General features: G+C 69.7%; 17 protein-coding genes. 11 read left to right on the top strand and 6 right to left on the bottom strand.

Annotated features, from left to right (window positions below; translation table 11 throughout):
* Window positions 1-9 precede the first annotated feature (9 nt).
* Entirely contained in the window at window positions 10-1,812 is a 1,803-nt protein-coding gene (locus tag F4X11_21540) for a M2 family metallopeptidase (protein MYN67577.1), read from the bottom strand.
* Window positions 1,813-1,859: 47 nt separating this feature from the next.
* Window positions 1,860-3,206: an adenylosuccinate synthase gene (locus F4X11_21535; GenBank protein ID MYN67576.1), complete on the bottom strand. Its 1,347-nt coding sequence runs from the start codon at window positions 3,204-3,206 to the stop codon at window positions 1,860-1,862.
* A gap of 471 nt (window positions 3,207-3,677) precedes the next feature.
* Between F4X11_21535 and F4X11_21530 the strand changes: the two genes are divergently transcribed.
* The 6 genes from F4X11_21530 to gcvP all read left to right on the top strand — a co-directional run bounded on the left by F4X11_21530 (window position 3,678) and on the right by gcvP (window position 10,560).
* A complete protein-coding gene (locus tag F4X11_21530) occupies window positions 3,678-4,007 on the top strand; it encodes a helix-hairpin-helix domain-containing protein (GenBank protein ID MYN67575.1) in 330 nt (109 codons plus the stop codon).
* 4 nt (window positions 4,008-4,011) lie between these two features.
* Complete coding sequence (locus F4X11_21525; GenBank protein ID MYN67574.1) at window positions 4,012-4,665, top strand: hypothetical protein; 654 nt, start codon at window positions 4,012-4,014, stop codon at window positions 4,663-4,665.
* Window positions 4,666-4,843: 178 nt separating this feature from the next.
* A complete protein-coding gene (locus tag F4X11_21520; protein MYN67573.1) occupies window positions 4,844-5,881 on the top strand; it encodes a sigma-54-dependent Fis family transcriptional regulator in 1,038 nt (345 codons plus the stop codon).
* 89 nt (window positions 5,882-5,970) lie between these two features.
* Entirely contained in the window at window positions 5,971-7,101 is a 1,131-nt protein-coding gene (gene gcvT, locus F4X11_21515; GenBank protein ID MYN67572.1) for a glycine cleavage system aminomethyltransferase GcvT, read from the top strand.
* Between the two features lie 98 nt (window positions 7,102-7,199).
* On the top strand, window positions 7,200-7,580 hold the full coding sequence (gene gcvH, locus F4X11_21510; GenBank protein MYN67571.1) for a glycine cleavage system protein GcvH: 381 nt from the start codon (window positions 7,200-7,202) through the stop codon (window positions 7,578-7,580).
* A gap of 7 nt (window positions 7,581-7,587) precedes the next feature.
* Window positions 7,588-10,560, top strand: coding sequence for an aminomethyl-transferring glycine dehydrogenase (gcvP, locus tag F4X11_21505; GenBank protein MYN67570.1), 2,973 nt, complete (start codon window positions 7,588-7,590; stop codon window positions 10,558-10,560).
* A 966-nt stretch (window positions 10,561-11,526) separates the two neighbouring features.
* On the opposite strand, the gene F4X11_21500 is transcribed toward gcvP, so the two are convergent.
* A complete protein-coding gene (locus F4X11_21500) occupies window positions 11,527-13,989 on the bottom strand; it encodes an ABC transporter permease (protein ID MYN67569.1) in 2,463 nt (820 codons plus the stop codon).
* 401 nt (window positions 13,990-14,390) lie between these two features.
* Here F4X11_21500 and F4X11_21495 point away from each other — a divergent pair, with 401 nt between their 5' ends.
* The 5 genes from F4X11_21495 (at window position 14,391) to F4X11_21475 (ending at window position 17,843) form a co-directional block, all read left to right on the top strand.
* On the top strand, window positions 14,391-15,389 hold the full coding sequence (locus F4X11_21495) for a hypothetical protein (protein ID MYN67568.1): 999 nt from the start codon (window positions 14,391-14,393) through the stop codon (window positions 15,387-15,389).
* Window positions 15,390-15,501: 112 nt separating this feature from the next.
* On the top strand, window positions 15,502-16,452 hold the full coding sequence (locus tag F4X11_21490) for a hypothetical protein (protein ID MYN67567.1): 951 nt from the start codon (window positions 15,502-15,504) through the stop codon (window positions 16,450-16,452).
* A 263-nt stretch (window positions 16,453-16,715) separates the two neighbouring features.
* The gene (locus F4X11_21485; GenBank protein MYN67566.1) at window positions 16,716-16,934 is read left to right on the top strand and encodes a DUF2191 domain-containing protein; all 219 of its coding nucleotides are present in this window, start codon (window positions 16,716-16,718) and stop codon (window positions 16,932-16,934) included.
* On the top strand, window positions 16,931-17,359 hold the full coding sequence (locus F4X11_21480) for a type II toxin-antitoxin system VapC family toxin (protein ID MYN67565.1): 429 nt from the start codon (window positions 16,931-16,933) through the stop codon (window positions 17,357-17,359). The genes F4X11_21485 and F4X11_21480 overlap by 4 nt, the downstream gene beginning before the upstream one ends.
* Window positions 17,360-17,567: 208 nt before the next feature.
* Window positions 17,568-17,843 (top strand): hypothetical protein, encoded by a 276-nt coding sequence (locus tag F4X11_21475; protein MYN67564.1) that lies wholly within the window; start codon window positions 17,568-17,570, stop codon window positions 17,841-17,843.
* A 408-nt stretch (window positions 17,844-18,251) separates the two neighbouring features.
* Here F4X11_21475 and F4X11_21470 read toward each other — a convergent pair whose 3' ends face one another.
* The 3 genes from F4X11_21470 to F4X11_21460 all read right to left on the bottom strand — a co-directional run bounded on the left by F4X11_21470 (window position 18,252) and on the right by F4X11_21460 (window position 20,361).
* Window positions 18,252-18,755 carry a hypothetical protein gene (locus F4X11_21470; protein ID MYN67563.1) on the bottom strand — a complete coding sequence of 168 codons (504 nt, stop codon included), beginning with the start codon at window positions 18,753-18,755 and terminating at the stop codon, window positions 18,252-18,254.
* Between the two features lies 1 nt (window position 18,756).
* Window positions 18,757-19,551 (bottom strand): hypothetical protein, encoded by a 795-nt coding sequence (locus F4X11_21465; GenBank protein MYN67562.1) that lies wholly within the window; start codon window positions 19,549-19,551, stop codon window positions 18,757-18,759.
* A 102-nt stretch (window positions 19,552-19,653) separates the two neighbouring features.
* Window positions 19,654-20,361, bottom strand: coding sequence for a hypothetical protein (locus F4X11_21460; GenBank protein ID MYN67561.1), 708 nt, complete (start codon window positions 20,359-20,361; stop codon window positions 19,654-19,656).
* Window positions 20,362-20,521 lie beyond the last annotated feature (160 nt).

Genomic DNA, 20,521 nt, shown 5'->3' with positions numbered 1-20,521 from the left:
CTCGCGGCGCTACCAGCCGCAGGACCGGCCGGCGTTCCGCTCGTCCATCCACGCCGCCAGGGGCGCGAAGTACTCCAGCAGGGCGGAAGCGTCCAGCGCGCGCGCGCCGGTGACGGCCTCGAGCGCCTCGGGCCACGGACGGCTCGCGCCCATCTCCATCATCGTCCGCAGGCGCGCCCCCGCGTCGCGGCTCCCGAAGACGGAGCAGCGGTGCAGCGGGCCGTCGAAGCCGGCCGCCGCGCAGAGTGCGCGGTGGAGCTGGAAGCGCAGGATGCCGGCGAGGAAGTCGTCCGTCAGCGGCGCGTTGGCGGCGATCTCGGGGACCGTGCCGGGATCGAAGTCCGCGGGGGCGAGCGGCGCCGGGGCGCCGACGCCCTGAACCTCCTCGCGCAGCTCCCACCAGGCCCGGTTGTAGCGCTCCGGTTGCACCGCGCCGGCGAAGACCTGCCAGCGCCAGCGGTCGACGACGAGCGCGAAGGGAAGGCGCGCCAGCTCGTCGAGCGCCCGCCGGAGCAGGAACGGGACGTCTCCGGAAGGGGGCGGCGGCGTGTCCAGCAGCCCCAGCTCGACGACGTAGCCGGGCGTGACCGAAAGCGCGGCGGCATCGCCGGCGGCCGCGAAAAGGGCCTCGCTGGCGCCGGCGCGGAACAGCGGATCCTGCGCGCGGTAGGACCACCGGTAGTGGGCGCGGGCGAGCGCGGCGTGCACCGCGGCGAAGCTGTCGCCGTCCACCGTGATGCACATCCCGATGCGCACGTCGCTCTCGCCGTCGACGTTCCAGGCGCCGGGGCTGCACACGACGTCGCGGTCCGCCGGACGGACGAAGCGCGAGCGCTCGTGGAAGGTGGCGGGCAGCGGGTCGAAGCCGAGCGAGGCGAAGAAGCGCTCGGCGTAGCGCACCATCTCCGGCGCGTCCACGCGGTTGCGCGCGAGCTGGCGCGTCAGGTCGTAGCCGCCGCGGGTGCGCGGCGCGACCAGGTCGTACAGGCCGGACCAGCGGGCGCTGCCCCCATCGCCGAGCAGATGGGCGGGGATCGCCGCGCCCGGCGGGGCGATCGCGGTGCCGTACTCCGCGCCGAGCCCGCCGCGGACCAGGCAGTGCAGCGACTCGTAGAGCGGCCGCACCTGGTTCCAGAGTCGATCGAGCTCGCCGCGCAGCGTATCCGGGGGCAGGCCGTGGGCGGAACGCCACCGCTCGCCGGCGTCGGCATGGCCCATCTCCACCGCCCCGGCGTTCGCAATCTCCACCAGCCGCTCGTGGCGCCGCCGCATCAGGGGCGTCAGGGCCCGCCCCTCGTCCCAGAGATCCAGCAGTTGATCGGTGTCGCGCAGGTCCGCGGCGGCGCGCGACAGCGCCGCCGGATCGAGGCAGTCTCCCGGTGCGGCGGCGCAGTTCGCACTGGCGCGGTAGGTGCGCTCCAGCCCGGCCTGCAGGTCCGCCAGCTCGCGTTGCTGCGCCGGATGGTTCGGCGCGATGGTGAGCGGCGCCCCCCGCAGCCGCGCGAGCTTGCGCGCCGTCGCTTCCGGCAGGTCCAGCCCGTCGAAGCGCGTGGCGGCCCGCGCGAGCGCCGCCGTCTCGACGGCCAGCGCGGCGGCGGCCTCGGCGGCCAGCGCCGTGGTGTCGGCGGTGACGAAGTTCTGCCGCACCCAGTCGGCGCGCGCCGACTGGTGGCGCGACGAGAGCAGGCGCGCCTCGGCGTCGGCGACGAAGTCCTCGGCGTCGGCGGCCGTCGGCCCGAGCATCGGCGTCGAGCAGGCGGCAAGCAGAGCGGACAGCGCGCACGCCAGCGCGGCCGCCGCCGGTCTGGTCAACGCCGCCACCCCGCGATCGAAATCGTGTCCATGGCGAACGTCGGCGATCAGCGGGCCCGCCCGGCGGCCGGCGCGCCGGCGTCCACCCAGCGGCCGACGGGGGAGTCGCGCCGCACGATCGTGTCGCCGCGGTCGGAGCCGGTCGAGATGATGGCGACCGGAGCGCCGCTCAGTGTTTCGAGCCGCGCCAGGTAGGCGCGGGCGGCGGCAGGCAGGTCGCGCTCGTCCGTCACGCCCGCGGTCCGCCCGGCGCCGGCCCATCCCGGCAGCGTCTCGTACACCGGCTCGCAGGCGGCGAGGCCGTCGATGGTCGGCGGCGGATCGGTCAGGACCTCGCCGCCGCGGCGATAACCCGTGCAGATGCGCAGCTCGTCGAGGTGGTCCAGCACGTCGAGCTTGGTCATGGCCAACGCGGTCATCCCGTTCACCCGCACCGCGTAGCGCACCCCGACGGCGTCGAACCACCCGCACCGTCGCGGGCGGCCGGTCGAGGCGCCGTACTCCCGCCCCCACTCGCGCAGGCGTTGCGCGCCGGCCTCGTCGAGCTCGGTGGGAAACGGGCCCTCGCCGACGCGCGTGGTGTACGCCTTGACGATGCCCAGCACGCCGCCGATCGCCTGCGGGCCCACGCCGAGCCCGGTGCAGACGCCCCCGATGGTCGCGTTGGACGAGGTCACGTAGGGGTAGGTGCCGTGGTCGATGTCCAGCATCGTGCCCTGCGCGCCCTCGAAGAGCACTGGCCGACCCGCTTCCAGGGTGTCGTGCAGGTAGCGCGACGTGTCGGCGACCAGGGGCGCCAGCCGCTCCCAGACCGCCGCCGCCTCCTGCCATACGGACCGCCAGCCCAGCGCCGGTCCCGCCACGGTCCGGTTGCGCTCGCCGACGTTGGCCTCGATCAGCGCGGCCAGGCGCCCGCCGGGGCGCCCGTCGGCCAGATCGCCGATCCGGATGCCGAAGCGGCCGGCCTTGTGCTCGTAGCTCGGTCCGATGCCGCGCGAGGTCGTCCCGATGCGCTGGGCGCCGAGCCGGCTCTCCGCGGCCGCCTCGATGTCGCGGTGATAGGGCAGGATGACGTGCGCCCGGCTGCTGACGAGCAGGCGCCCGGCGGTGTCGAGGCCGCGGTCATGAAGCGCGTCGATCTCGGCGAAGAGGGCCGCCGGATCGACCACCACGCCGTTGCCGATGACGCAGGTGACGCCGGGATGCAGGATGCCCGACGGGATCAGGTGCAGGATGAACTCGTCGCCGCCGACGATGACGGTGTGCCCGGCGTTGTGGCCCCCCTGCGCACGGGCCACGACGGCGAAGGCCGGGCTGAGCAGATCGACGATCTTGCCCTTGCCCTCGTCGCCCCACTGCGCGCCGAGCACCGCGAGGTTCCCTGTCGATGTCATCGGCACGCGGCCAAACGTCCCATGATAGCAGAAGGAAACCGGCCGTCTTTCCGGCGGCGGGAAGCCGGGTGTCACCGCGGGTTGCCACCTCGCGGGCCGCCTCGTGCGGCCGCGGAAGGAAGACGCCGTTCCGCTGCGGCGGGAGCGGACGCGCTTCCAACCTGCTCCACGGAGCCCGGTCCGCGCCGACGAACCGGCAACCTGCGCTGACAGTCGGCCGAATGCGGGCAGCGATGGCCGCTGCGTGCGGGAGCGTCGCGGCGGCGGAGACGCCCGGCGGGCCGCGCCGCCGCCGGTTTCCCGCCGTCGCACCCGAGGTGGCGCGCATCTTGCTCCCATGACCGGCGGCCCCGCCGAGAGAAGGTCGGTGCGGCCCGACCCTGACTGCAACTGGCTGCGCGACGCGGGGCCGCGCGCCGGGTCGGGACAGGCACGCGCCGGCCGGCAGCAAGGTGCGAACGGAGGTTCATCATGCGACGGAAGTTGGTAGTGGCGGCACTGTGCGCCGGACTCCTCGTCCTGGCGCCCCATGCTCGGGCGGTCGCGAGTCCGCTGGTCCCCGGCCTTCAGAGCGCGGAGGAAGACCGGTCGGAGACCGTGGAGCTGAACACGGCGACCGCGTCGGAGCTGCGGACGCTGCCCGGGGTCGGGGAGCGGACGGCGGAACGCATCATCGAGTACCGCGAGGAGCACGGCGGGTTCGAGAAGATAGAGGACCTGATGAACGTGCGCGGCATCGGCGAGAAGACGTTCCTCCGCCTGCGGCCGCTGATTCGCGTCGACTTGCCGGCGGAGCGCTAGTTTCATGGGGCAGGTCCTGGCGTCAGGAGCCTGCCTCGCTTTTCCTGGAGCGCATCCGGTGTTCAGCCACGGGCAGTGCGACCGCGGCGCCACGCTCGCCGAGACCCTGGTCGCCACCGGCATCGTCGTCGTTGCCGTCGGCATCGCGGTACCCTTCGTGACGACGGGGCGGCACGAACAGCACGTGATGAACGCGGCCCGGCATGTCGCCGGTCGAATCGTGCTGGCGCGGGCGGGCGCCGCGCGGCGCGGGGCCGCGATCGGCATTCGGTTTACGCGCAACGGCGAAAGGGTCGCCCTGCGCAGCTATGTCGACGGGAATGGGAACGGCGTTCGTGCGGTCGACATCGGAAACGGCATCGACACCCCGATCGAAACCGAGACCAGCCTCGGCGACCGGTTCGGCGGCGTGCGGTTCGAGCTCAGCCCGGCAGCACCGGCCATCGGAAGCTCGACTCCGGCGGGCGCCGGCGCTGATCCGGTGAACCTCGGCGGGAGCGACATCCTGAGCCTGACCCCGCTGGGAACCGCGACCTCGGGCACGCTGTATCTGAGGAGCCGCGAGGGACATCAGGCGGCGGTGCGGGTGCTCGGGGCGACCGCCCGCGTGCAGGTCTTCCACTTCGATTTCCAGACCGGCCGTTGGAGCCCCCGGTGACTCGCGCGGGGTAGCTGATACCCGTCCGGTGCCCCGGCACGAACTCAGTCGGCGGTCGAGGGGTAGCAACTATCCCACGCCGCGTTGTCGGAGGCGGCGAGCGGAGGACACCTCTCGAAGCCGCGCCGGAAAACCGGGAGCACATCGAATTGGCACCGATGTTGATTGATGGGACGGTATGGAATTTCAGAGAAGTGGATTCGCCACGCAGGTTTCCAGGCTGCCGACGCCCCTGATTGGTCACGCTCCGTGCATGGCGCGGTTGCGCAACGAGATCGCGCGGGTGGCGACGACGGACTTCACCGTGCTCATCGAGGGCGAGAGCGGCTCGGGCAAAGAGCTGGTCGCGCGGCAGATTCACGAGCAGAGCACGCGGCGAGAAGGTCCGTTCGTTGCAGTCAACTGCGCGGCCATCGTCGACACCCTGATCGAGGCGGAGTTGTTCGGAATCGAAGATCGGACGGCCACCGGAGTGCGCGGGCGCGCGGGGAAGTTCGAGCTCGCGAACGCGGGAACGGTCTTCCTCGACGAGGTCGCCGACCTGTCGTCGGCGGCGCAGGCCAAGCTCCTGCGCGCGGTGCAGGAGCTGGCGGTCGAACGGGTCGGGTCGCACGCCACGCGGCCTCTCGACGTTCGTCTGATCGTGGCCACCAATCAGACGCTGAGAAGCATGGTCGAAGCACACCGGTTCCGATCCGATCTGTTCTACCGCCTCAGCGGCGTCGAGATTCAGGTGCCGCCGCTACGCGAACGGCGGTCCGATATTCCCTTGCTTGCCACTCACTTTCTGCGCCAGCACCGCGGTGAGTCCGAACGAGGCCTGGCCCCGTGCGCCATGGACGCGCTGTCGGCCTACGACTGGCCGGGCAACGTGCGGGAGCTTCGCCGCGTCATCGAGCACGTGCTGGCCTTTTCCGGGAACAGGCGCATACGGGTCCAGGACCTGCCGGCGACGATAACCGGCGAGTACGTGCGGAACCTGCAGCCGTCGCTGTTGCGCGACGACACGATGCGGGCATGGGGAAGCCGCTACGCGCGAATCGTCCTCGACCGCTGCGGCAACAACAAGCGCGAGGCGTGCCGCGTGCTGGGCATCAGCTACCACACGCTGCAGTCGTATCTGCGCTATGGCGGCAGTACGACGGCCCGATCGGCGCCGCGACCGGGCTCGACGGCACGGCGGGTCGACGACGGACAGCATGCGCAGTCGTCTTGATCGCTTCCGCGACCGCGTAGTACGGTTGGGGAAGCGTCGGCGGCGAGCCGGCGCACGGCAGCCGACACCGCCGATCTCCCGTCACACCGATGGCCCACACCCCGGCCGACACGCTGCAGACCACCCCGTTGCACGCCCGGCACCGCGCCCTGGGCGCGCGGATGACGCCTTTCGGCGGCTGGGACATGCCGCTGCAGTACAGCGGCATCGCCGAGGAGCACCGGGCGGTGCGGACCGCGGCCGGCCTCTTCGACGTCAGCCACATGGGCGAGGTGGAGATCGCCGGCGACGACGCGCTCGCGGCCGTGCAGCGCATCGCGTCGAACGACGCGCGGAAGCTGGAGCCGGGGCGCGCGCAGTACTCCGCGCTGACCACCCCGGCGGGCACGGTCGTCGACGACGTGCTCGTCTACCAGCTCGCGGCCGGGCACTATCTGCTGGTGATCAACGCCGCCAACATCGCCAAGGACGTCGCCTGGATCCGGAAGGGGATCGGGGCGGCGGGGGACGCGGTGGCCGTCAACGCGAGCAGCCGGTACGCGTTGATCGCGCTGCAGGGGCCGCGCGCCGCGGCGATTCTGCAAGGCCTGACCGCGGTGGAGCTCGACGGCGTCGCCTACTACACGTTCGCGAACGGCGAGGTGGCCAACGTGCGGGCCACCATCTCGCGGACCGGCTACACCGGCGAGGACGGCTTCGAGCTGTTCGTGCCGCCGGCGCAGGCCGACACGGTATGGTCCACCCTGCTCGCCGCCGGCGGATCCGAGGGCCTGCTGCCGGCCGGGCTCGGCGCCCGCGACACGCTCCGGCTCGAGGCGGGGATGCGCCTGAGCGGCCAGGACATGGACGAGACGACGACCCTGATCGAGGCGGGGCTCGGCTGGACCGTCGGCTGGGAGAAGGCGTCGTTCGTCGGCCGCGAGGCGCTGCTCGAACAGAAGCGGACCGGCCCGGCGCGCCGGCTGGTCGGCTTCGAGATGCTCGATCGCGGGATTGCGCGGCACGACCACGCGGTCTATGCTGGCGCCGACCGCGTCGGCCGGGTCACCAGCGGGACCCTGACGCCGTTCTTGCAGAAGGCCGTCGGGATGGCCTACGTGCCGGTCGAGCTGGCGGCGCGCGACACGGAGCTTTCCATCGACGTCCGCGGCCGGCGTCTGCGGGCGCGGGTCGTGCGGATGCCGTTCTACCGGCGTCCGCGCGAGGGGTCTGCCCCGTAGGACGGCGTAGACTCTGGGGCGGGCCGGTCGAGCGGCGGCCGGCGGCCCGCGGCGCGGCTTGGTAGTCGCGTTCGGCGGCGATTGACGGGCGAGGCGAGATGTATCCGAAAGATCTGCAGTACACGAACGATCACGAGTGGATCCGGGTGGAGGACGGCCGCGGCCGCGTGGGCGTCACCCACTATGCGCAGGAGCAGCTCGGCGACGTGGTCTACGTGGAGTTGCCGGAGGTGGGCCGCGCGCTGAAGAAGGGCGAGCAGTTCGGCTCGATCGAGTCGGTCAAGGCGGTGTCCGACCTGTACTGTCCGGTCGGCGGCACCGTGGTCGACGTCAACCGGTCGCTGGCCGAGCAGCCGGAGGCGGTCAACCAGGATCCGCACGCGGCCTGGATGATCGTGCTGACCCTCGACGATCCCGGCGAGGTCGGCACGCTGCTGGATGCGGCGGCCTACGGCGACCTGGTCGGCGGAGCCGCCTGATCCCCGCATGGCCGAGGCGACGACCGGTTTCGCGAACCGCCACATCGGACCGCGCGCGGCCGATCTGCCCCATATGCTCGACGTCGTCGGGGCGCCGTCGCTCGACGTCCTGATGGACGAGGCGATCCCCGCGGGCATTCGCCTGCCCGCGCCGCTCGACCTGCCCGACGCCGAGTCCGAGGCGGCCTTCCTGACGCGGATGCGCGCGCTCGCCGCCCGCAACGAGGCGTGGCGGTCGTTCATCGGCCTCGGCTACTACGGGTGCGTGACGCCTCCCGTCATCCTGCGCAACCTGCTCGAGAATCCCGGCTGGTACACCCCCTACACGCCGTACCAGGCCGAGGTCGCGCAGGGCCGGTTGGAGGCGCTGCTGAACTTCCAGACCGCCGTCGCGGACCTGACGGGGATGGAAATCGCCAACGCGTCGCTGCTCGACGAGGCCACCGCGGCGGCCGAGGCGATGACGATGCTGTTCCGGCTGCAGGCCCGGCAGCGCCCCGGCGCGCGGCGCTTCCTCGTCTCGACCGACTGCTTTCCCCAGACGATCGCCGTGGTGCGGGGACGCGCCGAGCCGCTCGGCATCCAGGTGGACGTGACCGACGTCGGGGCCGCGGCGCGGGCGGGCGGGGACCTGGAGGGTGTTTTCGGCGTGCTGGCGCAGTCGCCGGACGTCTCCGGGCGCCTGCACGACCTGGCGCCGGTGACGGCCTGGGCGCACGCGGCGGGCGCGCTCGTCGTCGTCGCCTCCGACCTGCTCGCCCTGACGCTGCTGACCCCGCCCGGCGAGATGGACGCCGACGTGGTGGTCGGCAACGCGCAGCGCTTCGGCGTGCCGCTCGGCTACGGCGGTCCGCACGCCGCCTTCTTCGCTGCCCGCCGCGCCCACGCGCGGCAGATGCCGGGGCGCATGATCGGCGTCTCGGTCGACGCGCACGGCCGGCCGGCCTACCGCATGGCGCTGCAGACCCGCGAGCAGCACATCCGCCGCGAGCGCGCCACGTCGAACATCTGCACCGCGCAGGCGCTGCTGGCCAACGTCGCGGGCATGTACGCCGCGTACCACGGCCCGGCCGGGCTGCGGGAGATCGCCCTGCGCGTGCACGGACTGGCGCGGCGGCTGGTCGACCGGCTCGCGGCGCTCGGCATGCACCTGCGCCACGACGCGTTCTTCGACACGTTGCGCGTCGACCCGGCATCAGCCGGCGGGGCGGCCGCGGTGCGATCCGCGGCGGCGGGCGCGCGCATCAACTTCCGGTATCACCCGGACGGCGACGTCGGCATCGCCCTCGACGAGACGGCGACCCCCGCGGACGTGGAGGACATCGTCGAGGTCTTCGCGCGCGCCGCCGGCTCGCCCGGTCCGGCTGCCGCCCCGGCCCCGTCGCACGCGGTTCCGGCAGACCCCGGCCCCCCGGCGAGTCCCGGCCCCGCGCCGGACGATCCGCTCCCGGCGCCGTCGTGGCCCGGCGCGCTGCGCAGGACCTCGCCGTTCCTGACGCATCCGGTCTTCAACCGCCATCACGCCGAGCTGCAGATGATGCGGTATCTGAAGCGGCTCGAGCGCAAGGACATCGGTCTGGACACGTCGATGATTCCCCTCGGCTCGTGCACGATGAAGCTGAACGCCGCGGCGGAGATGGAGCCGGTCACCTGGCCCGCGTTCGGCAACGTCCACCCCTTCGCGCCGCCCGCGCAGGCGGGAGGCTACCGGCTGATCATCGAGGAGCTCGAAGCGCTGCTGCGCACCATCACCGGCTTCGACGCGGTGTCGCTGCAGCCCAACTCGGGCGCCCAGGGCGAGTTCGCCGGGCTGCTGGCGATCCGGGCGTTCCACCGGGCGCGGGGAGAGGGCGGCCGCGACGTGGTCCTGATCCCGGCCTCGGCCCACGGCACCAACCCGGCCAGCGCGGCCATGGCCGGTCTGCGGCCGGTGGTGGTGGCCTGCGACGGCGACGGCAACGTCGATCTCGCGGATCTGCGGGCGAAGGCGGCCGAGCACGGCCCGCGGCTCAGCGCGCTGATGATCACCTACCCGTCGACGCACGGTGTCTTCGAGGACGCGATCCGGGACGTGTGCGCCGCCATTCACGAGCAGGGCGGGCAGGTCTACATGGACGGCGCCAACCTGAACGCGCAGGTCGGCCTGACCTCGCCCGCGCGCATCGGGGCCGACGTCTGCCACCTGAACCTGCACAAGACCTTCGCCATCCCGCACGGCGGGGGAGGGCCCGGCATGGGACCCATCGCCGTGGCCGGCCACCTCGCGCCGCACCTCCCCCGGCACCCGCTGGATGAGCCGGCCGCCGATGCCGCCGCCGACACCGCCATCGCGCCGATCGCCGCCGCCCCGTGGGGCAGCGCGAGCATCCTGCTCATCTCCTACGCCTACATCCGCCTGCTGGGCGCCCGCGGCGTGACCGCGGCCACCGAGCACGCCATCCTCAACGCCAACTACGTCAAGTCGCGGCTCGAGTCCCGCTACGACGTGCTGTACGCGCGCCGCAACGGCCGCGTGGCCCACGAGCTGGTCTTCGACCTGCGTCCGCTGCAGGCGCAGGCCGGCATCACCGTGCAGGATGTCGCCAAGCGCCTGATGGACTACGGCTTCCACGCGCCGACGGTGTCGTTCCCGGTCCCGGGCACGCTGATGGTGGAGCCGACCGAGAGCGAGCCGCTCGAGGAGCTGGACCGCTTCTGCGACGCGATGCTGGCGATCCGCGACGAGGTGGACGACGTCGCAAGCGGTCGGGCCGACCCCGTCGACAACGTCCTGAAGAACGCGCCGCACACCGCGGCGGAGGTGGCCGGGGACGCCTGGACACATCCCTACAGCCGGCAGGCCGCAGCGTTTCCGAGGCCGTTCGTCGCCGAGAACAAGGTGTGGCCGGCCGTCGGCCGCATCGACGACGCGCATGGCGATCGCAACCTGATGTGCGCATGCCCGCCTGTCGACGCGTACGCCGGGACGTCCGTTCGGTGAAACGCCATAGACGGAACGGGCGTGGTCAGAGCTTCAAGGCGATTGTCAACGAGGCTTTGCGGAACGGTCTGCGCGGCATGGAGGTTCCGTCCGACCAGCCCGTGACCCACTCTTGCTGACCCATCCACACCCCTTTCGCGCATTCCCAGGTGGAGGTGGATATGGCTCATCGACTCGTCGTGATTCTCGCCCTGCTGACGGCTTCGACGGCAGGTCCCGGATGCGCGGGATGAAGGCGTAGCCGAGGACCGAGCACGCCGCGAAGACATGGTCGGCGTGATAGTCAAGCCAGCGCGCAGCGACAACCCATCCCGGATGCGTCGCGTGGCGAGCGCTTCCACGTGCCAATACGGCATGAATGCCAATGACCGGAACGGTGCTGCCTCGGCTGGTCGGCGGTAGTGCCAGGTCCACAGCCCGGCCCCGAAGCCCAGGTGGTTGAAGCTGCCGTCATCGCGAATCCACCTTCGCCGCCACGTAACGTGCCCGACGTAGACGGTCTCCCTGTCGTCGTAGTGCGGGACCGCCACGACGCCAGCGGCCCAGCCTTTCCGCTCATCGTACCAGTTGGTCCAAGCGGCACTGATGCTGGGGGTCGACTTCACAACGAAGTCCTCGATGCGCGCCGGGTTGCCGAGCCAGATCCCTGCGCCGGCTTCGATCTCCTGGTGCTGGGCCGCTGCCGGAGCCGCGGCTGTACGTGTTCGAACGCGCCGGCGTCCCGAAGCGCCTGCGGCCACTGGTCGGCGGCAAGGTGAACACGAGAATGGCGAGGCGACGGTTCTCCGCCAGCTCGCGCAGCCCAGGGGCGTCGCATCGGGGACTTGGCGACGCTGCACGGCGTAGTGTCTGCGTGGTCCGCCGACGTCAACAACACCCAACGCGGTGTCGACTGGCACATGAAGGCCGACGATGCACGGTGCAAACTGAAATCCGTCTACCCACAGGTTTTGATGTGACGCACCACTAGGTTCCCTTGAGCACGTCCATTGGGGCGATCCGCACGGCCTGTCTCGCCGGCAGCCAGCAGGCAATCAACGCGACGGTGAGCAGCAGCGCCGTGACGGCGGTGAACGTCAATGGGTCCGCCGGCGTGACGTCGAACAGGATGCTCCCCAGGATCCGCGTGGCTGCGGCGGCCGCCAGGAGGCCGATGATCACGCCGACGCAGATGAGTATGCCGCCCTGCCGAAACACCAGCATGACGACGTCCCGCCTGTCGGCACCGAGGGCCATGCGGATGCCGATCTCCCGCCGACGTTGGGACACCGTGTGGCTGAGGAGGCTATAGAGCCCGATGGCCGCCAGCACCAGCGCCACCAGGCCGAAGAGACCGGCGCAGAGGGCGTAGAAACGAGGTTGGGCCGCTGTGTTGGATAACCTCGTCTCGATCATGCCGACGTTGACCGTCGCGCTTGGGGCAACTTCCGTCAGCACTTCGCGGATGAAAGGAATGGCCGTGGCGGGGTCGCCCAAGGTACGGACGAGCACGCACACCTGTTCGAACCGTTGGAGCAGCACGCTCGCTACGCTCTCCATCCTGGGCTGGCGCATGGACAGGTAGATGTCATTCACGGACGCGAAGAGGGGAAGGGTCTGAAGGAATGGCGAGGACACGTCGGCCACCACGCCGATCACTTCCCAGCTTCCCCCACCGATGGGACCGATCCCTGGCAGCGATGGGCCGGTGGGTTGTATCAGTTGCTGGCCGACTGCGGGTTCCGCACCGAACGCCTCCCGTGCGAACGATTCGCTGACGACGGCCACCGGTAGGCTTCCTTCCGTGTCGAGTTCCGTGAAGAACCGGCCCTCCAGCAACCGGAGGCGTAGCGTCTCGGCATAGCTGGGAGACACGCGGCGTACGCCCGCCGCGAGGTTCAATGCCGGACGGCCGGCAACTGCAATCGGTGTCGATGCTGCGGGGTTCAGCGGCAGTGGTGAAGCCAGCGCAACGGCTTCCACGTCGAGCACGCTCGATATTCGGTCCATCTGCGTCATCAGCGCCTCGGTGTACCCGGAATTACTCCCGGTGTCTGATGACGCATCGAAAACAACGGCTCTCACGATGTTCGCCGGATCGAATCCAGGATCGAACGTGACGTGTGCCACGAAGCTGCGCAGCAGCAATCCGGCGCTGATCAGGAGCACCAACGCGATGGCGACCTGTCCGGCAACGAGTAGCGTCTGGCCGTTGCTGGCCCGGCCGACGCTGGCGGTGGCCGCATGCGCATCGTTCATGATGCGGGCGAGATCGACACGCGACCAGGCGATCGCCGGCGCGGAGCCGAACAGAAGGCCGGTGATGACCGACAGCCCGGCCGCGAACGCGAGAACGGGCAGATCCACACCCACGTCGGCAAGCCTGGGAACATGCGACCCAACCGCCGGAGCGGCCCGGACGATCCCCACCGCCAGCACGAAGCCGGCCGATCCGCCAACGACGCCCAGAACCACGCATTCGGTGAGCAACTGGCGAACGATCCGGCTGCGGGATGCGCCGATGGCGCCCCGGATGCCCAGTTCAGGCGCCCGGACCATGCCTCGCGCGAGCAGCAGGCCGGCGACGTTCGCGCACGTCATCAACAGCACCAGACCGGTCGCGGCGGTGAGCATCAGGAGTGCAGCGTGGAACGGGCGGCCCCGCTGTTCCTGCAAGGGAGTCACGTGGGTCATGAGCGAGAGGCTCGGCGGGCGCATTCTTGGGGTTCGAGCGAGGATGGTGTGCACCTCGGCCGTGGCCTGGCCTGGCGACACGCCGGATTGAAGACGTCCGACCGCCGAATAGGAGACCTCGCGTGCTATGCCATCGACGTACTCACCCGTCTCAACCACCAATGGCGCCCAGAAATCCGCGTCCTCGAACTCGAAGCCCTCGGTGAGCACGCCGATGACGATGTGCGGATCCGTGTTCAACTCGACCGGGGCGCCCACGATCCCTTCGTCCGCCCCGAACCATGTCACCCAGGCGCTGTAGCTCAACAGCACCACCCCTTGGGCGCCCTCGACTGCGTCCGCTTCGTTGAACAGACGGCCGGCGTGTGGCGCCGCCCGCAGTAACGGAAAGAAGGAAGGTGTCACTTCCATGCCGTTCAGGTTGGCCGTGCCGTCAGGTGTCATGACGGCGGCACGGCTGGGCACGTATCCGGTGATCTGCTCGAACGAGCGTGCCTCAGCCTGCAATTGGAGCAGTTCGCTGCCCAACAGGTAGGGGAACCCCTCGGCGTTGAGGAGTGGTGCGTGGCCCACGGCCACGATGTTCTCGGAGTCCGGATAGGGCAGTGGCTGCAGGAGCATGCCCCGCACGATGCTGAACGCAGCCGTGTTCGCGCCGCCGCCAACCGCGAGGATGATCAGCACGGCCACACTGAAACCGGGCCGCGCGCCGAGCTGCCGTATCGCCTGCCTCGCGTCAATCAGTAACTGATCCACCTGCTACCACGTCATCCGAAGACCGTCGCTATGAGTTCGGCTTCACGTTCGGCGTTCAGCAGCCCGACCCACGCGCGCATCACCTGCCCCCATCATCGAGATAATAACGCGAATTTTCCACGCAGCGGCGGAAGGTCCTCGGGAGGATTCCGTTCAGGAGTGGGCTCACGATGGGTGCGGCTCTCTATATCGTCGGCGGCCCAAGGAGGTTCAGGTCCGCCGTCTGCCGCTTCGCCATAGATCCACTCCGCCAGCGCGCGCAGTTCCCCGACGGCCTTGCCGTCGGGCACCCACTACCCGAAGAAGCGCGCGACCGCGCCGGCCTCGACGTTGACGGGCGCTGGCGTAGCGGGCGACCATCTGCCGGGCTGCGCCACCCGCCGGCCTGCTGGATGGCGGTGGTGTTGATCTGGCGCGGGGACAATGGGACCACGGTCTCGTGGTCTTCGGGACCGCGAGGTGTTCGCGCGCAGATCCTCGACGGCGGCGGCGAAGGCGCCGACGAGGAGCCGCCAATCTTTCGCGCCGGCCGTCCTGATTGGGACTTCGAGGCGCGGATGCGCACGCGCAGGCGGCCGGGGATCGCGGCGGGGACGACGTCGCGCCAGCGCAAGCGGGCCACCTCGGAGCGCCGCAGGCCGGCGCAGAACAGCAAGGCGACGATTGCGGCGTCTTGGCGGCCGCGGGCTGGCGCCGTCGTAGTTTCCGTGCCGCGGCCGGTGCGGCGCGGCTGCGGGGCGAGCGCCATCGCGCCGATCGCCGCCGCGCCGTGGGGCAGCGCCAGCATCCTGCTCATCTCCTACGCCTACATCCGCCTGCTGGGCCCCCGCGGCGTGACCGCGGCCACCGAGCACGCCATCCTCAACGCCAACTACGTCAAGTCGCGGCTCGAGTCCCGCTACGACGTGCTGTACGCGCGCCGCAACGGCCGCGTGGCCCACGAGCTGGTCTTCGACCTGCGTCCGCTGCAGGCGCAGGCCGGCATCACCGTGCAGGATGTCGCCAAGCGCCTGATGGACTACGGCTTCCACGCGCCGACGGTGTCGTTCCCGGTCCCGGGCACGCTGATGGTGGAGCCGACCGAGAGCGAGCCGCTCGAGGAGCTGGACCGCTTCTGCGACGCGATGCTGGCGATCCGCGACGAGGTGGACGACGTCGCAAGCGGTCGGGCCGACCCCGTCGACAACGTCCTGAAGAACGCGCCGCACACCGCGGCGGAGGTGGCCGGGGACGCCTGGACACATCCCTACAGCCGGCAGGCCGCAGCGTTTCCGAGGCCGTTCGTCGCCGAGAACAAGGTGTGGCCGGCCGTCGGCCGCATCGACGACGCGCATGGCGATCGCAACCTGATGTGCGCATGCCCGCCTGTCGACGCGTACGCCGGGACGTCCGTTCGGTGAAACGCCATAGACGGAACGGGCGTGGTCAGAGCTTCAAGGCGATTGTCAACGAGGCTCTGCGGAACGGTCTCCGCGGCATGGAGGTTCCGTCCGACCAGCCCGTGACCCACTCTTGCTGACGATCGGCTTGATGGAAACCGTCCGGCTGGTCGAAGCCCCATTGCTGGACGCGCTTTCCCGTTCGAACAGCGTCATTGCCACCGTCGCTGCTCTGACGCGACGCGTTGGTGAGCCAATCCACACCCCTTTCGCGCATTCCCAGGTGGAGGTGGATATGGCTCATCGACTCGTTGCGATTCTCGCCCTGCTGACGGCGGCTCCGGCAGCGGCCCAGCACCGGGAGATCGAAGCCGGCGCGGGGATCTGGCTCGGCAACCCGGCGCGCATCGAGGACTTCGTTGTGAAGTCGACCCCCAGCATCAGTGCCGCTTGGACCAACTGGTACGATGAGCGGAAAGGCTGGGCCGCTGGCGTCGTGGCGGTCCCGCACTACGACGACAGGGAGACCGTCTACGTCGGGCACGTTACGTGGCGGCGAAGGTGGATTCGCGATGACGGCAGCTTCAACCACCTGGGCTTCGGGGCCGGGCTGTGGACCTGGCACTACCGCCGACCAGCCGAGGCAGCACCGTTCCGGTCATTGGCATTCATGCCGTATTGGCACGTGGAAGCGCTCGCCACGCGCCGCATCCGGGATGGGCTGTCGCTGCGCGCTGGCTTGACCGTCACGCCACTGCTGCACATACCGCTCGTCGTGCAGCCGACCGCCATGCTGGTTTGGTCCGGCCGTGAGCTGTCGCCGGCAGTGGACGTATGGAGGATGCAGGAACCGGTCGTGACTCCAGAACAGGAACCGGACGAGCGGCAGACCAGCCGTACCAGGCACAACGCCATCGTCGCCGGGATCGCAGTCGGCGGGGCCGGCTGCCTGATGGGAATGGGCGCCGTCGCCACGGGGAGCGAAGAGATCAGTCTCGGCGGGATCTGCGCGTTGAGCGCGATGTTCCTCGGCGGGATCGCGACCGGCACCGTATTGCTGGTGGACTGGTATTCGAATCAGTGAGGACCGCCCACAGGGAACTGACTGAGCAACGTCTCTACGCTCCGACGAGCATTCCGCTTCGCCGGAATCCGGGTCCCAGATCCCCGGAATCGCTGTTCCACTTCACCGAAATACCCACACCACACAGTCCAGAGCGAGTGGCCCGGCGAGCCGAAATCCGACGGACGAAGCTCCTGGCTGACCGTATCGCAGCCCGTCGGCATCAACGCATCATACTACGTATGATCTGATGTATGCGTACTACCCTGACTCTGGATCGCGACGTGGCGGCCCTGGCCGAACGCATGCAGCGGGTGCGCGGTCAGAGTTTCAAGGCGATTGTCAACGAAGCCCTGCGCTGCGGGCTGCTCGCGATGGCGGCTCCGGCCGGCCCGCCGTCGATCTACCGGACACCCGCCGTGGACCTCGGGTCCTGCCGGATCGGCAGCCTGGACGACATCGCCGACGTGCTCGCGGTCGCGGAAGGCGAAGACTTCCGGTGATCCTCGTCGACGCCAACCTCCTGGTCTACGCGCACGTGGCTTCGTTCCCACAGCATCAGCGGGCGCGCACGTGGTTGGATGGGCGCATCAACGCGGCCGCGCCCGTGGGTCTTCCGTGGCCGAGCCTGCTGGCTTTCGTGCGGATCGTCAGCAATCCGCGCGTCTTCGATCGGCCCGTCGCGGTATCCGCCGCGTGGCGGCAGGCAGAGTCCTGGCTCGCGACGCAGTCGGTCTGGGTCCCGCTCCCGACGGAGCGCCACCAGGCGATTCTCGCCCCGCTACTGGCGAGCGCGGAGGGCCGTGCGAATCTTGTGTCCGACGCGCATCTGGCCGCCCTGGCCATCGAGCACGGCCTCGTCCTGTGCTCGACGGACGGCGGTTTCGCCCGCTTCGGCGACCTGCAATGGCAGAACCCATTGCGGTAGCGGCCCAGCGGGTCGTTCCGACGCGCCGGCGGCGTGGCCCGCCGTCGGCCGCCTCGACGACCCATGGAGATCGCAACCTGAAGTGCGCGTGCCCGCCGGTAGACGCGTACGCCGGAGCGACCACTCGGTGAACGGGACAACTCCAAGCCGATTCGTTCATACTCCCCGCACGTGGACTGTACGTGGATGAACGTGGTAGCTTGATCTCATGGACCTGGTCCGCCTGCTCTCTCTGGACGGCCCGGTGGTCGGCGTCGGCATGGTCGCAGCGCTCGTGTGGCTGGGCGTCACCTTGACGTCGGTCCGTGCCGAGCTGCGGAACTTCAAGGCCGAGAATCAGGAAGCGCACGCCGGCATCACGAAGAACGTCGACGGTGTGAAGCAGGACGTCCGGGACGTGAAGCAGGATGTCCGGGACGTAGAGCAAGATGTCCGGATGCTTACTTCGCACCTGCTCAACCGCGGGGGATCGCCGGACGCCTGACAGCCGCGCCTGGAAACGGTACGGCTCATCCTCCGGCAGCAGCGTCGTGCCGGTTGACCATCTCCAGGCGTTCGGCCCGGGTCTCCGCGCTCTCCCCGCGTGGCGTGTAGTACACCTCGCGCCGCAGGTGCCGCGCCATCTGCCGGCTGGGCTCTGCGCTGGCTCGGCTGACTGTTGCGCCGGCCGCAAATCCCAGACCCGGAGCGCGGTTGCATCCCGCGACCGCCCGAATCTGACGCATGGCCAAAGGGCCGCGACAAGGTGATCGCGGAATGCAGATGGACGAAGCCGCGGAGCCCGCTTGAAGAGCCAACTCGCGGATCTGGCCGGTCGGCACCGTGCTCGCACATGTATATCCGCATGCGGGCGCGTGCATGCCTGGAGCGGGTCTGACCGCGCAGCGCAGTTTCAGAACCGAAAGCCGAAACCGAACCGAAACTCGGGCGTCGCCGGTAGCAGCGCACGAAAGGCACCGTGCAGGACGGCCGGCCCCGCAATGTAGTCCACCGTCAGGCCGGCTCCGAAGCCCCACGGCTCGTCCGTGGGCGTGATAGGCGCGGCGTAGCGCCCGCCGATCTGGAACCGAGGTTGCAGGCGTTCCGTTGGACGCCACGACCGCACAGTCCAGAGAGCCGTCAGAGCGTGACCGTCCACCTTCTCCGACGCCGTGGCTTCAGGGATGTCGTACTCGGCTGCGATCTTCTGCCACTTGCTGTCCCAAGCCAGGACGTGCTCGACATGCAGCCGACCGATCGCGATCCACGTCCCAGCTCCGGAACAGCACGTGCTCTCGTCGTGCAGCGACAGGCTTGGTGTGTAGATGAAGCCGAAGCTGTTCTCTTGCGCCGTAGCGGGCGGCGGGGCGCCGAGTAGCGCCCCTACCACCACCAGTCCGGTAAGCGTCCGGATCATGTCAATCGATCGTCAAGACGACGCCTTCGATCAGGGTGCCGGGCGTCGCTGTCAACGTCTGACTGTCCGAGCGGCTTCCGTCTTCGAGTTCAGCGTAGATCGAGAACCCTTCGTTGGGGACGATGCCGGTGACGAGGAACCTCCCGTCATCCCCGGTCAGGACGTACCCGCTGACGCCGCTCGACAACAGAGCGGCGTCGGTGAAACCCTGGTACTCGATCTCGACGAGGGCTCCGCCCACAGCGTTGTCTTGCGCGTCGACGACGCTTCCTGTCACTGAGCCCTCCAGCAGCATGCCGACCTCGACGTTCCGGCTTCTTCCGCCGGTGAGCGTAGCGGTCGCGGCGGTCGGTGCGTATCCTCGGGCCTGGACCAGCAGAACCGCCGAGCCGGGTGGGAGCCCATCGAAATCGAAGCTGCCGTTGTCCGTGAGGACTGCGCTCGAGCGCGGGCTGACCGGGTGGTCGACCATTACCGAGACGTGCGCCTCAACGATGGTGCTGCGACTCGCCATGTCGTAGACCCGCCCGGTCAGCGTGGCCGGTGGCGGCAACTCGATCCGGAGCGCGCCGGTGCCGCTTCGCCAACCGACGCTGATCGTCGCCAATCCGGACTTCGACGCCGTCACGATTCCGGAACCTCCAGCAGGGAACGCGAAGCGTCCATTCTGGTCGGTCGTCGCGACCAGGGCGGTGCTGTCGTCGGCCCCGTCCTCGAAGTACTCGACACGGGCGTTCTGAACCGGGTTGCCGGCAGTCGCCAGGCCGCTCGGCGTGCGCGCGACAACGCCCGTCACTTGGCGCCCCCTGGTTCTCGACTTCGTCGATCGACAAGAACGTCACGACCGCGCCCGCGGCGAGCACCGCAATCATCTTCCTCTTCGTATTCATCGGGGCTCTCACCTTCCGGTCGTCGACACGAACACGTAGTGCTGCGCCGACACCTTGCTGTTCGACGGCGAGACCGATCGCTCCCACTTCCAGCCTGAATTGCCTTCGCACCTCCACGTGCTCGAGCAGTCCAGTCGAACCCGTACGTCGCCGTACTTCAGCGTCGCCACCTTGTCATCTCTGTCCCAAGGATCAAGCTCGTACAGAACCACCTGTAGGTTGTTGAACGAGTACACCCTGTTGTCCCACCGCTGCCGGCACGTCTGACCGGATCTGCCGCGGTCGAACCATGCGGAGTTGACTCGTTGCTCACCAACCCTGGTCTCCTGCCACCAGCGCCGGTCGCTGCGCGGTCGGTTGTAGTGGCCGGCGGACGGAGGGTCGTAGTCGATGTGCGTCGTGCACGAGTTCCACTGGTACTTCCGGTCGGACCATTTCCAACCGGCGAACTGGAACGTGTCCCGGCGGCCTCCGAAGCGGGATGACACGCCCCAGTTGCCGAACGGCGGCGTGTGAATGGTAGGGACCGGGTACTCCTTCGGGCACTCGGCCGAGATCCTGCCTCCTTGAGCGATCTGCCGGTTGCGGTTGTACAGATGACCACCGAGGTAGCACCGGCTCGCTGCGTCCACGACCTCCACGGTGCCGATCGTCAGGAGTATCGTGACAGCAGCGATCGCCGTTGCAACCAGTGCACTGAAGATCCGTCTCTTCATCGACTCCTCTTCTCATGGAGTCCAGAAACGAGTTGCTCTGTACGGGCGCGGAGAACTCCGTGCCTCCACGACTTCCTCCGCGACGACCCCGAGCGTCAGGAGAATTAGTGTCCGACAGAAAACCCCGCAAGTGGTTGATTCTACAGGATATCTCTCGAAT

The sequence above is a fragment of the Acidobacteriota bacterium genome (assembly GCA_009861545.1).
In the GTDB taxonomy this organism is placed as follows: domain Bacteria; phylum Acidobacteriota; class Vicinamibacteria; order Vicinamibacterales; family UBA8438; genus WTFV01.
The sequence above is the reverse complement of the archived record's forward strand: the minus strand, read 5'-3'. Positions and strand labels throughout refer to the sequence as shown.

Excerpts from the sequence above, each read along its gene's own strand:
- F4X11_21470 (MYN67563.1), bottom strand. The coding sequence starts at position 18,755 with ATGATCCGGACGCTTACCGGACTGGTGGTGGTAGGGGCGCTACTCGGC.
- F4X11_21535 (MYN67576.1), bottom strand. The coding sequence starts at position 3,206 with ATGACATCGACAGGGAACCTCGCGGTGCTCGGCGCGCAGTGGGGCGAC.
- gcvH (MYN67571.1), top strand. The coding sequence starts at position 7,200 with ATGTATCCGAAAGATCTGCAGTACACGAACGATCACGAGTGGATCCGG.
- gcvT (MYN67572.1), top strand. The coding sequence starts at position 5,971 with ATGGCCCACACCCCGGCCGACACGCTGCAGACCACCCCGTTGCACGCC.
- F4X11_21460 (MYN67561.1), bottom strand. The coding sequence starts at position 20,361 with ATGAAGAGACGGATCTTCAGTGCACTGGTTGCAACGGCGATCGCTGCT.
- F4X11_21475 (MYN67564.1), top strand. The coding sequence starts at position 17,568 with ATGGACCTGGTCCGCCTGCTCTCTCTGGACGGCCCGGTGGTCGGCGTC.
- F4X11_21530 (MYN67575.1), top strand. The coding sequence starts at position 3,678 with ATGCGACGGAAGTTGGTAGTGGCGGCACTGTGCGCCGGACTCCTCGTC.
- F4X11_21520 (MYN67573.1), top strand. The coding sequence starts at position 4,844 with ATGGAATTTCAGAGAAGTGGATTCGCCACGCAGGTTTCCAGGCTGCCG.
- gcvP (MYN67570.1), top strand. The coding sequence starts at position 7,588 with ATGGCCGAGGCGACGACCGGTTTCGCGAACCGCCACATCGGACCGCGC.
- F4X11_21525 (MYN67574.1), top strand. The coding sequence starts at position 4,012 with ATGGGGCAGGTCCTGGCGTCAGGAGCCTGCCTCGCTTTTCCTGGAGCG.